Origin of the sequence: Dyadobacter bucti (genome assembly GCF_005869225.1) — a bacterium.
GTDB lineage: Bacteria > Bacteroidota > Bacteroidia > Cytophagales > Spirosomataceae > Dyadobacter > Dyadobacter bucti.
In genome coordinates, this window is the sequence record NZ_SWFP01000011.1 from 134,350 (window position 1) to 148,354 (window position 14,005).

Annotated in this window: 14 protein-coding genes; 9 read left to right on the forward strand and 5 right to left on the reverse strand. The window is 46.9% G+C overall.

Translation table 11 applies throughout. The features are described from left to right. Positions 1 to 98 precede the first annotated feature (98 nt). The gene (locus tag FBF61_RS29270; protein WP_138484308.1) at positions 99 to 1,091 is read left to right on the forward strand and encodes a DUF6807 domain-containing protein; all 993 of its coding nucleotides are present in this window, start codon (positions 99 to 101) and stop codon (positions 1,089 to 1,091) included. Positions 1,092 to 1,172: 81 nt separating this feature from the next. On the opposite strand, the gene FBF61_RS29275 is transcribed toward FBF61_RS29270, so the two are convergent. Beyond that, a complete protein-coding gene (locus FBF61_RS29275; RefSeq protein ID WP_138484214.1) occupies positions 1,173 to 1,616 on the reverse strand; it encodes a cupin domain-containing protein in 444 nt (147 codons plus the stop codon). 117 nt (positions 1,617 to 1,733) lie between these two features. Between FBF61_RS29275 and FBF61_RS29280 the strand changes: the two genes are divergently transcribed. Beyond that, entirely contained in the window at positions 1,734 to 2,288 is a 555-nt protein-coding gene (locus tag FBF61_RS29280) for a DUF1697 domain-containing protein (protein WP_138484216.1), read from the forward strand. Positions 2,289 to 2,327: 39 nt separating this feature from the next. Further along, positions 2,328 to 2,741 (forward strand): Dabb family protein, encoded by a 414-nt coding sequence (locus FBF61_RS29285; RefSeq protein WP_138484219.1) that lies wholly within the window; start codon positions 2,328 to 2,330, stop codon positions 2,739 to 2,741. A 115-nt stretch (positions 2,742 to 2,856) separates the two neighbouring features. Here FBF61_RS29285 and FBF61_RS29290 read toward each other — a convergent pair whose 3' ends face one another. Further along, positions 2,857 to 3,705, reverse strand: a complete 849-nt coding sequence (locus FBF61_RS29290) for a pirin family protein (protein ID WP_138484221.1) — start codon at positions 3,703 to 3,705, stop codon at positions 2,857 to 2,859. 121 nt (positions 3,706 to 3,826) lie between these two features. On the opposite strand from FBF61_RS29290, the gene FBF61_RS29295 reads away from it, so the two are divergent. The 4 genes from FBF61_RS29295 (at position 3,827) to FBF61_RS29310 (ending at position 8,530) form a co-directional block, all read left to right on the forward strand. After that, positions 3,827 to 4,207, forward strand: coding sequence for a winged helix-turn-helix transcriptional regulator (locus tag FBF61_RS29295; protein ID WP_166444640.1), 381 nt, complete (start codon positions 3,827 to 3,829; stop codon positions 4,205 to 4,207). A 158-nt stretch (positions 4,208 to 4,365) separates the two neighbouring features. Beyond that, positions 4,366 to 5,397, forward strand: coding sequence for a shikimate dehydrogenase (locus tag FBF61_RS29300; RefSeq protein ID WP_138484226.1), 1,032 nt, complete (start codon positions 4,366 to 4,368; stop codon positions 5,395 to 5,397). Beyond that, on the forward strand, positions 5,394 to 6,695 hold the full coding sequence (locus FBF61_RS29305; protein WP_138484229.1) for an NADH:flavin oxidoreductase: 1,302 nt from the start codon (positions 5,394 to 5,396) through the stop codon (positions 6,693 to 6,695). Before FBF61_RS29300 ends, FBF61_RS29305 begins: the two co-directional genes overlap by 4 nt. Positions 6,696 to 6,766: 71 nt before the next feature. Next, the gene (locus tag FBF61_RS29310) at positions 6,767 to 8,530 is read left to right on the forward strand and encodes a glycoside hydrolase family 9 protein (protein ID WP_138484231.1); all 1,764 of its coding nucleotides are present in this window, start codon (positions 6,767 to 6,769) and stop codon (positions 8,528 to 8,530) included. A 1-nt stretch (position 8,531) separates the two neighbouring features. Here FBF61_RS29310 and FBF61_RS29315 read toward each other — a convergent pair whose 3' ends face one another. Then, the gene (locus FBF61_RS29315; RefSeq protein ID WP_138484234.1) at positions 8,532 to 8,744 is read right to left on the reverse strand and encodes a hypothetical protein; all 213 of its coding nucleotides are present in this window, start codon (positions 8,742 to 8,744) and stop codon (positions 8,532 to 8,534) included. Positions 8,745 to 8,958: 214 nt separating this feature from the next. On the opposite strand from FBF61_RS29315, the gene FBF61_RS29320 reads away from it, so the two are divergent. Beyond that, entirely contained in the window at positions 8,959 to 10,317 is a 1,359-nt protein-coding gene (locus tag FBF61_RS29320; protein WP_138484236.1) for an acyl-CoA dehydrogenase family protein, read from the forward strand. A gap of 45 nt (positions 10,318 to 10,362) precedes the next feature. Here the strand turns inward: FBF61_RS29320 and FBF61_RS29325 are convergent, their stop codons facing one another. Next, a complete protein-coding gene (locus FBF61_RS29325) occupies positions 10,363 to 11,733 on the reverse strand; it encodes a hypothetical protein (protein ID WP_138484238.1) in 1,371 nt (456 codons plus the stop codon). Between the two features lie 91 nt (positions 11,734 to 11,824). Further along, on the reverse strand, positions 11,825 to 12,883 hold the full coding sequence (locus tag FBF61_RS29330) for an esterase-like activity of phytase family protein (protein ID WP_138484240.1): 1,059 nt from the start codon (positions 12,881 to 12,883) through the stop codon (positions 11,825 to 11,827). A 458-nt stretch (positions 12,884 to 13,341) separates the two neighbouring features. Here FBF61_RS29330 and FBF61_RS29335 point away from each other — a divergent pair, with 458 nt between their 5' ends. Continuing rightward, a complete protein-coding gene (locus FBF61_RS29335) occupies positions 13,342 to 14,001 on the forward strand; it encodes an oxidoreductase (RefSeq protein WP_138484242.1) in 660 nt (219 codons plus the stop codon). Positions 14,002 to 14,005: the final 4 nt, after the last annotated feature.

Below are 14,005 nucleotides of genomic sequence, written 5' to 3' on the forward strand. Positions count from 1 at the left end.
GGAGGAAAGGGAGGATGGTGAATTATTAAAATTTAAAGCTAAGAAAAGTGAATTTTAAACATACCAGCATAGCAATTGCTACTTTTTCCTTTGCAGTGATGTCGGGACAGTTGCAGGCGCAGAAAGTTGATTTGGTCAAAAATGAAAAAGAGAAAAAAGTGGAAGTCAGTATTGACGGAAAACCTTTTACCTCTTATTTCTATCCCGGTGAAGATGTTTTGAAAAAAGCGGTACTGTACCCGGTGATGACTGCAAAAGGTACGCTTGTGACACGTGGCTGGCCTCTGGACCCGCGTCCGGGCGAGCGGGTGGACCATCCGCACCATGTGGGCATCTGGCTGAATTATGAAGATGTGAACGGAAACGATTACTGGAATAATTCAGACGCCGTCGACCACGCCAAACGTGCATACGGAACGATTGTGCATACCGGGATCACATCTCTTAAAAGCGGGAAAAACAAAGGGGAGCTTACTGTGACGGCAGACTGGGTCGATAAAGACAGAACCCTGACGTTGAAAGAAACAACCACCTATGTTTTCAGTGCGAAAGGCGATACGCGTTTCATCGACCGCTCCACTACATTGACGGCGGTTATCGATGCAGCAATGCCCGATATCAAAGACGGCATGTATGCGATCCGCGTAGCACGGGAGCTTGAATTGCCTTCCAACAAGCCGGAGATCTTCACCGACGCCGCCGGGATCGCGACCAAAGTTCCTGTGATGAACAACACCGGAATTACAGGCAACTATCGGAACAGCAACGGAATAGAAGGAGAGGCAGTATGGGCTAAACGCGCGATCTGGTGTAACCTGACTGGAAAAATCAAGGATGAAAACATCAGCATCGCCATGATCGACCATCCCAAAAACGTAGGATACCCTTCCTACTGGCATGCAAGGGGTTACGGTTTGTTTGCAGTAAATCCGCTGGGACAGAAGGCGTTCAGTGATGGCAAGGAAGTGTTGAATTTCAAACTGAAAAAAGGCGAGTCGACCACTTTCAGATACCGTATGGTGATTGCTTCCGAGCATTTGTCAGACAGTGCGCTGAATACAATAGCTGCTGATTTTGGTAAAACAAAATAAAAGCATTTTGTCAGAGTTGATAAACAGCAAAGCCGCAGGTTCGTCTGCGGCTTTGCTGTTTATATTACCTTACCGAAACCGTTATTTTTTCATCGTACCCGGCGAATGCCAGCTGAAAACGTGGTAGGTAGTTGGGACATCGCCTGCGTTACGGATTGAATGCATCTGATTGGCAGCCTGAAAAATAACTGATCCCGGCCCGACTTTCTGCATTTGCCCGTTTACCAGAGCTTCGGCCATACCTTCCTTGATGATCAGGATTTCTTCTTCTGGGTGCTTATGCGGCGGGTGCGATTCCTGTCCGGGGTTCAGGGTAGTGACGTGGCATTCGAGCTCATCGAGCGTAGCAGTCTGCGACCGAAAAAACGTTCTTACCGCGCCAGTTTTGGTCGTTTTGACCGGAATGTCATCCCAGGAAAAAATGGCGGAATCCATAACAGCCACTTTGGAGCCGGCTATCATGCCCGTCATGGTCAAACAAGCGGCCAAACCGGCGACTATCATATCTCTTTTGGTAATCATCATCGAAATCTGGATTGAGTTAAGGGAAAAAGGATCACTATCTATGACGTGATTTTGTAAGTTTACCTTTACAGAGACCATGATAGTTGACCATGAATTTTTAAACGGAGATCGGCAGGTATGAAAAATGAGACTTACATCGCTATTTTGCGGGGGATCAATGTCAGCGGGCAAAAGATGATAAAAATGCCGTTGCTCAAAAAGATGTTTGAAGACCTCGGATTCAGTGACGTTCAAACCTATATCCAGAGTGGTAATGTAATTTTTCATCATGCCAAAACGGATGATCAGGATCTGGGGAAACTCATTCATGAGGGCATCCTGAAAACATTCGGATTTGAAGTTCCGGTGATTGTTTTATCAAAGGCCGAAATGGGGAAAGTACTTATTGAGAATCCATTTGCCAAAGATCCGGAAAAGGACGTCGGCAAGCTGCACGTTACATTTTTATCGCAAAGTCCTGCCCAAGACGTTATTGTTAAGATTGAAGCAGCAAAGTACCTGCCGGATGAATTTATAGTGAAGGAGAAATCAATTTACTTGTTTTGTCCGACCGGCTATGGGCAAACGAAGCTGCATAACAATTTTTTTGAAAGTAAATTCAAGGCGACGGCCACCACCAGGAACTGGAAAACGGTAAACGAACTGGTAAGACTCGCCGAGGAAATGAGCTGACTGATGTAGTAACTAATTTGAAATTTATTTAACCGCAATATGAAAGACAAAACCCGACGCCAGTTTTTACAAAATGCCGGACTGGCTACCCTCGCTTCAATTTCCCCCCTGGCCGCAGAGCCTGAAAGAACGAAGGAGCTGTTCATTCACCACGTATATTTTTATCTAAAAGATCCTAATAATGCGCAGGATGAAGCCAGGCTTCTGGAAGGTCTGAAAAAGCTGGCCAAACTACCCATCATTCAGTATGCGCACATTGGTAAACCTGCTCCCACGGGTCGTCCGGTTATTGTTAACGATTATACGTTTTCCTGGATGTGTTTTTTCAAAAATATCATCGAAGAAGAAATCTATCAGACACATCCGATACACCTGGCTTTTATCGAGGAATATTCTCATTTATGGGAAAAAATGGTTGTTTATGATTCGGTCGGGCCGAAGAAGGTGGAGTAGGCTTTCTGCCTTCAGCTTTCGGGCATCGGCTTTTTTGAGAATTTGACATACAAGTAAAAATCCTCCACCCGATGACAGCCGAAAGCGGAAGCCGAAAGCCGTCAGCCGACAGCCGCTACTCAATCAACACCCCCATTTTCCCTTTTCTGAAATCCCGATAAGCTTCCATAATCTCTACCTGGCTGTTCATTACAAAAGGCCCCTGAGAAACGATCTCTTCGCCAATGGGCTCGCCGCTCATAAAGAGCGCCTTTGTATCTTCCAGTATTTCCAGCTCAAAACCTTCGCCGTCATGGGCGAAAACAACCATGTGGTGTTTGTTGATCACCTGTCCGTCGATTTTCACTTTTCCGCCCAGAACATACAGGAAGGCATTGTGACTTTCACCAAACGGAATAAACAAGCTACCGCCTTTTTGCGCCCTGATCATGGCGGAATTGACCAGGCTCAATGTGGGTATGGAACCTTTGACGTTCAGCAATTCTCCGCTGGCTACGGCAACATGTACCAGCTTGTCATTGCTCACAAAGTTACCGGCTTCTTCTGCCTTCAAGGGGTGGTAAGTCGGCTGGTCCATTTTATTTCTGGCCGGGGTATTAACCCACATTTGAATGATCTCGTGCGTTCCGCTTACCGCCGGTCTTTCGCTGTGGATGATCCCCATTCCAGCGTTCATCCATTGAACACCACCTTTGTAAACAGTGCCAACGTTTCCACGGCTATCCTGGTGGCTTACACCACCTTCAAAAACAAAAGTAACCGGTGCAAAGCCCCTGTGAGGGTGTGGGCCGACCCCGGCAAATTCCAGTGGATGGTCTTCTTCTATTTCGTATTTGGCATGGTGCAGAAGTACAAAGGGGTCCAGGTAATTTACCTGGCGGGAAGGCAAGGGCTGCTTCACATACATATCGCCCATTGCATGTTCCTGAGCAAACACTACTTTTTCTATTGACCTGTTTTTCATGATTATATCAATTTTAAACTTCGTACTGATTCATTTAAATTGTACTACAAAGATCGGTATATTTGCTATACATTTGTAAGCGATATATTAAAGTATAGTGATAACCTAAAGGTAAGTGCATATGAGTTTCAAAGATTCGCATCCTGAATGCCGGGAAATGATCCTACCTGTGCGGGATGCGCTGGATGTGATCAGCGGAAAATGGAAAGTTTCGATTTTGATAGCGATGGGGCTTGGGAACAAGCGTTTTATGGAACTTCAGAACGCCATTCCTAATATCACTCCCAGAATGTTGTCCAAAGAACTGAAAGAGCTGGAAGTGAACAAGCTGGTTGAACGGAAGGTTTTTGATTCGTTCCCGGTGACGGTAGAATACCACCGTACCGAACACAGCCGGACCCTGGATGTGTTGATCGAAGAACTAAGAAAATGGGGCGAATACCATCGCTCGGTGATCACGGGGCAGGGTATCAAAGCAGAAATTCCTTCTGAATCCCGTTAACGGTTGCATACAAATACCAGCACGGCCAATCTCTCCATTCACTAAGTAAAACCTGCCCTTCCCTAAAAGGATGCAGCTGATCTCTCGCCATTTTTATTATTTGGGCGGAGGAAGAGCTGCATCTTTCTTGTTTATAACACACTTTTTGATTCAACATTATGCAAAAGTTCGCTTTCCTGGTACATCTGCGCAGTTATGCCAAAGATCTTGGAAGGGTGGTGCCGCCCCTCGGATGGATTCCGGATTCCGCCTATCGTTACGCGCTTCGTAACCGCCCCTTGCCTCCTATTGTCTGGAGTAACGTAACGCTGACAAAAGACTCAACCGAGCCTGAAGGATATATTATCATGCTTCCGTACAGTGGAAGACAATTGCTTGAACAGCAAAAAACAATGCTGCCGCGCGTAAGGCAAGCCATGGAGCTTGCTGCTTCCAAAGGGGCCGGAATAATGGGCTTGGGGGCGCTTAGTTCTTCAATTACAATGGGTGGAAAGCTCATAGCGGATAATCCACATTTGTCGGTCACAAATGGGAATGCCTACACTTCCGTCATTACACACACCAAAATCGTCAATTTGATCAAAAAAGTGCCAGGACGTCCGGTAGTAGCCTTGGTTGGAGCAACGGGCAGCGTCGGCGCGCTGGTATGTTTGCTGCTGGCGAGGCATCATGCGGAGGCTGACTATATACTTGTGGCACGCAACGAACGTCGTCTGAGGAAACTGGCGGATGAGATGAAGACAATAAATGATAAAGTGGTTTCGGTGGTGTCAATGAGTATGCAAGAAGTTATCCACGCGGATATTGTTGTGCTGCTGACAAGCTCCGCGGATTGCATTTTACATGCAGGCCACCTTAAGGCCAATGCGATAGTATTGGACGATACCCAGCCCAGGAACAGCGATCCGGTTCTTCTAAAACAGAGACCGGATGTTACCGTCATCGATGGCGGACTGGTGAAGATCACACATTTAAAAACCAATAAAATAGGGCGCCTCGGATTGCCGCCAGGAATCTCATTTGCATGCCTTGCCGAAACGATGTTACTGGCAAAAGCAGGCTATAAGGGGAATTTCAGCATTGGCAATCCTACACTCGACCAGGCGGAATTTATCAGCAGACTTGCAGACCGGTTCGCCCACCTGGGTTTCGGGATTGCACCGGACCACAGTTTTGGAATGCCTTTATGAAAGACATCATTTTTGAGCCACTGAAGTTCCGGAACCTGTATGTTAAGAACAGATTATTCCGGTCCAGCATTTCCGGGAGAATAGACAACTATGACGGTTCCGGAACTCCTGCCCGGATCAATTGGGAGAAAAAATTTGCTGCCGGAGGGGTTGGTGCCATTATCAGTTCCCACATTCCGGTGGAGCGTTCGCAAAGGATTCTCCCAAACTATGCCATGATCGATCGTGATGAACGCATACCGTTTTGGAAGGAAGTCGTAAAATCTGTTCACGAGTTTGACTGTGTGTTTATCGGACAATTATCCATGTCGGGTCTGCAGCAAGATATCAAAGGAGTTGAGAACAAATATTTAAAGCCACTTAGCCCGATAAACGGTCCGGAGCACTTTCACGGCATTATCGGGAAAGCTATGACACGAACGCAAATCTCCGAGGCAGTCGGCAGCTTCGCCCGTGCATCCGTTCGCGCGCGTTCAGCCGGAATGGACGGGATTGAGCTGCATGCTTCCAACGGTTATCTTTTTACGCAATTTTTGAGCTCGGCCATTAACAAGCGTACCGATGACTATGGCGGATCTCTTGAAAACCGGGCCCGTTTCCTGCTGGAAGTGGTAGAGGCAATTCGTTCGGAGGTTGGAAACGATTATCATTTACAGATTAAGATCAATGCAGCTGATTACCATGATGATTATTTCCTGAATTTTGGCAAAGGAAATACGCTTCAGGAAGGTATTCAGGTTGCGCGGTGGCTCGAACAGGCAGGAGTGGACGCACTGCATATCTCAGTCGGAAGCCAGTTCCCGCATCCCCGTAACCCAATAGGCCCGCTTCCTGTAGAAAGTGCTGCCGGCACATATACATCAATGATCGATAGCGGCAGGTTGTCTTTTGTGAATTATTTGTCTTTCCGTTACAGACTTTTCCGACCTGTTGTGAAGTGGTTATGGGCCCGTAAACAGCCCACAATTTCGGAAGGTATCAATCTTGAAGTATGCAAGGCCATCAAGAATGAGGTCAGTATACCAGTACTTTGCACGGGCGGGTTTCAGACAGCCTCCATTATCAGGACCGCCCTAGAGAATAACTTTTGTGATGCCGTGACAATTGCACGCCCCCTGATCGCAAACCCGACCTTACCGCTGATGTTTGCCGCGGGAAACGACCGGGCGCCGAAGCCCTGTACTTACTGTAACAAATGCCTTGCACATGTGCTGACCGACCCGCTTGGTTGTTATGACGAAAGCCGGTTTGAGAGTTATGAGAAAATGATAGAAGAGATCATGGATATCTTTGAGTAGTAAAGAGGGCGGGTTTCTGCCTTTGTGGGTTGACGGTAAGTTAAAACTTCTCTTACCAAAAATTTCATCTCATGACTCAAACGGTTTTCCGCAGCTTTGGTGGCTTGCTCCTTATGGTACTGTGTGGATTGCTCAATCCTGTTTCCGCGCAGCAACTCTCAGCCGCCATCCGGCTGAACCAGATCGGTTTTTACCCGAATGCCCCAAAAACCGCTGTGATCCTGGCAGAAAAAAGTATGTCTTTCGAAATAAAGGATGCTGGCACGGGCAAGGTTGTTTTTAAAGGCAAACCGGCGGGGCCGAGAACCAATCAGCATTCAGGCAAGATGAGTTTTATTGCCGATTTTACAGGTTTTAAAAAAAGTGGAAAGTACGTGATCGAAGTGCCCGGTCTCGGGAGGTCGGCTGAATTTGAGATCGGGGAAAAGATACACCGTGAGGTGGCCCAGGCTGCATTGAAAGGGTTTTATTACCAACGGGCCTCTATTGATCTGCCGGAAAAATTTGCCGGAAAATGGGCCCGTCCCGCGGGACACCCGGATGATAAAATTCTGATCCATGCTTCGGCAGTTTCTGAGGGCAGGCCCGAAAATTCGGTGATAAGTTCGCCCCGTGGCTGGTATGACGCGGGCGACTACAACAAGTATGTGGTCAATTCGGGCATTACGATGGGAACATTGTTGTCGCTCTATGAAGATTTTCCATCCTATTTCGAGAATTTCAATACCAATATTCCTGAAAGCAACAATGGTGTACCGGACCTTCTGGACGAGGTGATATGGAACCTGCGCTGGATGCTCACTATGCAGGATCCGGCTGACGGAGGCGTGTACCACAAGCTCACCAATCCCAGATTCGACGGAATGGTGATGCCCGATGCAGCGAAAAATCCACGCTATGTTGTGCAGAAAAACACAATAGCAACCCTTGACTTTGTGGCGGTTACAGCTCAGTCGGGACGTATTCTGAAAGCTTTCGAAAACAAGTTCCCCGGCCTGTCCGACTCATGTATCACTGCGGCAGTGAAAGGGTGGGAGTGGGCAAAAAAGAACCCTTCGGTTACCTATAACCAGGAGGAAATGAACAAGAAGTTCGATCCGGATGTAGTGACAGGTGCTTATGGAGACCGGTCCTCATCTGATGAATGGATATGGGCCGCAGCAGAAATGTATGCGTTGACATCCAAAACAGACTATCTCAAGAATATTTCTTTTGAAACAGAAAAGCCGCTGCCGTTGCCAACATGGAGCCAGGTGAAAACACTTGGCTATTATACTATCGCAAGATTTTCGGAAGATCTTAAAATCGAGAAGCAGTTTTCGCAACCGATCAGGCAAAACATTGTCAAGTTCTCCGATGATCTTCTGACCGATCTTGAAAAACAGCCTTACCATACAGTGATGGGGAAAACTGCCAAAGATTACAGCTGGGGCAGCAGCTCTGTGGCGGCCAACCAGGGCATAGCCCTGATTTACGCTTTCAAACTTACCAATGACCGGAAATATCTGCTGGCTGCATTGGGAAATCTGGATTATCTGCTAGGCAGAAATGCCACGGGTTACAGTTTTCTGACAGGCTTCGGATCGAAGAGAGTCATGCACCCGCACCACAGGCCATCCATAGCTGATGGGATCGCCGACCCGGTTCCCGGCCTTTTGTCGGGCGGCCCCAACCCCGCACAGCAGGATAAATGCACGACCTATACCAGCAAAATCGCGGACGAGTCGTTTACCGACGATGATTGCTCCTACGCGTCGAACGAAATAGCCATCAACTGGAATGCGCCGATGGTTTACCTTTCTGCCGCGATCGAAGCGTTGATGGAAAAAAAATGACCTATTGCTTCGTAGATTTTACCGGGACGGTTGGCGGCGTTTCATTGTAGCCTTTTTTGCCTGTCATATTTTCGCTTTCGGATTCTTTGACGGACTCTTTTTTCAGGACTTTGGAAGGTTTCTGACTGTCGTCCTGGTGTTTGTTTTTGTCCTTATCCCCGCCCTGCGACGGTGATCCACCTTCCACGTCTTCTTTTTTTGCTTGCGTTTTCATTATGATCTGATGTTTTCAGTTCATTGATCAATTTCTGTTCCCGTTGCCTATACGTTGAAATACCGGGCTGCCGCTATGAAATTCAGATGGGCTGTTCCTTTAATTCTACACTTTGGTAATTTGGGAATGATCTTTACGGATACGCGGAATAGATTAGCCCTTCATGAGCCTTTGTATAAAAATGGTTTTTTCTTCTCATCTGAAAATCTGAATTATGAGTTTTTTTCAATCATTCTCCCAGTTACGTTCACTGATTAAAAATATAGATTTAGGGGCTATCAGTAAGCTTTCCCAAAAAGTGGATCTCAACCAGCTTATGGGCGTCGTATCCAAAATGAGCGAAGAGGACCTGGGCAAGATGTTAAAATTCATGCAGTCCGGTTCCGGCAAGAAAAAGGCGCCGCCGGTGGTAAATGGTGACTTTTACGAACTGAGTGCTACCCTTACCGGCGAGGACCGGGAGATCCAGCTGAGAGTTCGGGATTTTATGGAAACGCAGATTCGTCCGATTGCCAATGAATACTGGAATAAAGCACATTTCCCGATGCACATCATACCGCTGATGGCGAAACTGGATATCTGCGGGCTAACCTACAAAGGTTACGGCTGTGCCGGCCGCTCCGCATTACTCGAGGGTTTTATTGCCATGGAAATGGCGCGTGTCGATTCCTCCATTTCCACTTTTTTCGGCGTTCACAGCGGGCTGGCAATGGGATCCATTTATTTGTGCGGCTCTGAAGAGCAGAAACAACAATGGCTGCCGATCATGCAGAAAATGGACATCATCGGCGCTTTCGGGCTGACGGAGCCTGAAGTAGGATCGGGTGTTGCGGGCGGGCTTACCACCACCTGCCAGCGGGTAGGGGACGAGTGGGTGATCAACGGTCAGAAAAAATGGATCGGGAATGCTACTTTTTCCGACATTACGATCATCTGGGCAAGAAATCTGGACGACAATCAGGTGAAAGGTTTTATTGTGAAAAAAGACAATCCGGGCTTCAAGGCGGAAAAAATGGAGGATAAAATGGCCCTGAGGACGGTTCAGAATGCGTTGATCACCTTAACAGACTGCCGCGTTCCGGAAGCTGACCGTTTGCAGAATGCCAATTCATTTAAAGACACCGCCAATGTGTTGCGGATGACACGTGCCGGAGTGGCCTGGCAGGCAGTAGGATGCGGGCGCGGAGCCTATGAACTCGCACTGAAATACACCATGGAAAGAAAGCAGTTCGGACGTCCGATAGCCGGATTCCAGCTCGTGCAGGATTTGCTGGTCACCATGCTCGGCGATCTTACGGCTATGCAAACGATGGTTTACCGCTTGTCCCAGTTACAGGATGGCGGCGTACTTACCGATGAGCATGCATCCCTGGCGAAAGTATTCTGCACCTTGCGTATGCGCTCGATCGTAGACCATGCCCGGGAGCTTTTCGGTGGAAACGGGATTTTACTGGAATATGATATCGCCCGTTTTGTCGCCGATGCCGAAGCCATATATTCCTATGAAGGCACCAAGGAAATCAATTCGCTGATTGTCGGGAGGGCGATAACCGGCGAAAGCGCCTTTGTCTGATCATAACTTCAATTTTTCGATATACGTCTGAAAACGGAAAATGACTTACAGCTTTCCCGTTTTCATCTTTTCAAGCGTCGCTTCAAATGAGCTGGCGGGAGCGCCTGTTATTTTCTGCGCTTCCACAGCTTTTGTTTGCCATTGAACAGCCTCTTCTCTCCTGCCGAGTTTATACAAAAGGTGAGCATAGGTGTCGATATAGGCGGGGTTACCCAGCGACATAGGATGCCCTTTGCCTTTTGTGAGTTCATCAAACCATTCCATGGATTTTTTTGACCATCCCAATGCCTTTTCCAGATCTCCTAAATTATCGCTCATTTGATAGAAGTTCCACGCAAACTCATTTAGCTCGTGGTAAAAAAACTGGGACGACGGTGTGAATTTTGAAACACTCATCGGTACCGGTACACCAGGCGAATGGATCGGGGATGCATTTTTTTTCATGTCCTGCTCGTCCCATTTTTTGAGAGAATCTATGGAGAAACGCACATGCGTAAATTCAAGGAAATTCCGGGCCATGTCCAGAAACTGGACCGTATCCTTGACCGCCTGGTAATAGCGGATCATATTTCGGTTGTTGGCTATTGATCCTTTGAGGAAATCCTGTCCATATGAATTCTGGATAAAACTACCTAGTTGGCTCGCCAGGTCGGCGTCTTTGTTTTCGACAGCCTTCCGGAACGAGTTTCCTATAATAGCATTGTTCATCGCAACCGCCTCGGGCATCGGGCTGACTTTGTATACGCTGTCAATAACGCTTCTTCGTGTAGCCGCCATGATCGTTTTGTATACTCTGCTATCAATGGTCGGTCCCTGGGTAAAAATGAATTTGATGATCCTGGAATTATTCAGCGAGTCCACGGGCAGCTGGCCGAAGTAGTGGTCGAGCAGATCAGCTGTGGGCATGGAAACTTCCCGCCTTCTTTCGATATACTCTTCGAGAAACCTGGCAGACCTTTCTCCGGCCGCATACTCTTTTTCATAGTCGCCGAGGGTTTTTCTGGATTTCCGGCTGATTGCAATATCCGCCTGTTCAGCATAGATAAACCCCGCGCTGGTGGAACCGTTGTAACGGTGCAGAATGTTACCGTCTGCATCAACGAACAGAGAAATAAGTGCTCCTTTTATGTCAAACTTTCCTTTCAGACTCTTTCCATTGTTCGTGTCAACATTAACTCTGAGCGATATGAAGTTTTGTTCGAATTTCTCTTTAAGAATGCTGCTCCCAAATCCCTGAGAGGCTACCGAGTTGCATTGCCCGCATTGGTCGTCTTCCAGGTGAATGAAGATCAGTTTGTTTTCTTTTTTTGCCTTTTCAGAAAGCAGTTCCCATGATGTCTGAGATTCCAGAAAGCTGATTTGCGCTGATGATGAAAAGGACAACAGGAAAAGGAGAATTGGCAGAATATGTTTCATACATCTGTCGGGTTGATGAGATATTCAAATTTAATACAAAACTTGTAACCGTTGGTTGCCAGTTTATCAAATCAGATCTGTCGAATGGACTTTATTTTCTTCTCAGCACGATCATCTGGCTTCTGAGTGTAGGCTTTTCATAGCGATCGGTACCGGGAATTTTTTTGTCATTGTAGAAATTATCGTCTGCAATGATAAACAGGCTTTTCTTGTCAGCGTCGCCCCAGCACATTCCTTCGATGTTGCAAAGGTTATTCATGTTACCAAAGTCAAAGGCCAGCGTTCCTTTTACCAGTTCCATATTTTTTTCATCAACGGTCACATTCCACAGAAATGCCCTGACCTGGTCGGTCGTATTATGGTACGCTCTTTCAAGTACCAGCAGGTGCGTTTCGTCCACTGCGAGTATCTCGGAGATTCCGCCCGGTTTGTCACTTTTCAACGCAGCCCTGAACCTCATGATCGGAAACTTAAAACGTTCGGAGTCGGGAATGCCGGTTCCGGGTGCAGGATTTTTATAACGAAGAAAGTGAATGGTGTCCTTCTCCATCGCCGTCTCATTTTTCCAACCGGCTTCCGGGGCAATCCAGAGGGCACCGGAAGGAGTGACCGCGAGTGCCTCAATTCCTTTATTTTCTGATGGAAGGGTCATCTGAAGTAACTGGGAAGGTTGAGATTTCAGATTTTCACGTACCCGGTAAACGGCAGTATAGGATTCTTTTTCCTCAGAAAAATAATAGATCCTGTTGACGGCATCGTAGCGGATACTCTCGTAATAATATCCTGTGTTGAACTCAGCAGCCAGATTTTTACCCGTGAAATCCTGGATTCTGCTGCAATTATTAAACTTGAAGAAATGTCCGCGGTCGCCGCCCAGGTACCAGTCGCCGGTGCCGGGAAGATATTCTATGGCTGAGATACCGTGAAAGTTTTCATCAATGGTCTTTAAAATTTCCATATCTCCCGGCGCTATCGTGCTTTCAAAGGTCACCTGGGCATAAGCTACCATTGTCACCAGCAGCGATGAAAATAGGGTAGTGTATTTTTGCATGATGTTCTCGCGGAGGGTTGACGGTTTTGAAACTGATAAATAAGGTTTCAGCAATGCTTTGTTACTGTAACCCTGCGTAAGAAATTTCAGTATCTGCAATCCCTTTCTGGCTAATCAGGTGGTTTGTTTGGAAGAATGAAGAACCTGAGGGGCCGGAGAATACATGAAGTAGAGGTGACCCTTGTGTATATACGTTATATTGGAAAGCAGATATCTCTTAGGGAGGATGTTGTCTTGATCGGATCTCGAGTGCTTGTCCGGATTTTACCTGTTGGAGCTTTGACGGCCGGGTATAAAAAAACCTTCACTTATACCCGCTGAATGAACCACTCTTCAAATAGTGCGACTCAAACGCTGTGTGCGTGTATAGCGTGAAGGTTGTAAAAAATGTTGATGAAGTATATTTTTACAAAAATAGCTTTACGCTTACCGGACATCTACGCTGAAAATGCCTTTTAAAATACCGTATTTTTCCCGTATAAAATACCCGAAACGTTATTATGGAGACGTTAGTCAGGACTATTTCGTATCTTTTGATTTGAAATTTCCTGTTCATCATGTCTGAAAAGAATACAAAAACCGCACTACTGATTGGTGCGACGGGCCTTATAGGCAAACAGGTGCTTCAGAACCTGCTGGAATCACCTGACTACGGCGAAGTGAGAGCACTCACGAGAAAATCCCTGAACATCCGGCATCCGAAATTAGCAGAAATCATTTTTGATTTTGACAGCCCGGATAAGGCCGCTGTGAAGGCTGACGACATTTTCTGCTGTCTGGGAACTACTATAAAAAAGGCCGGATCACAGGAAGCTTTCAGAAAAGTTGACTTGGAATATCCTTTGAAAATTGCGTCTCTTGCGAAGATCAACGGTGCTGAAAAATATCTGATCGTGTCCTCCATGGGCGCCGATTCAAAATCCGTGTTCTTCTATAACCGTGTCAAGGGTGAAGTCCAGGATAAACTGGCATCGTTCAATTTTGATTCCCTTCATATTTTGCAGCCTTCGCTGCTTTTGGGCGAGCGGGAGGAGCGTCGACTAGGGGAGAAGGTCGGAGAGGTTCTTGCAAAACTCCTGGGACCGCTGATGTCTGGCAGCCTGAAAAAATACAAGGCAATTGATTCTGCAAAAGTTGCCAGGGCTATGGTAGTCCTGGCCCAGAAACAGGAAAAAGGAATATTTATACATAATTCGGCAGATTTACAGGCTTACTGACATA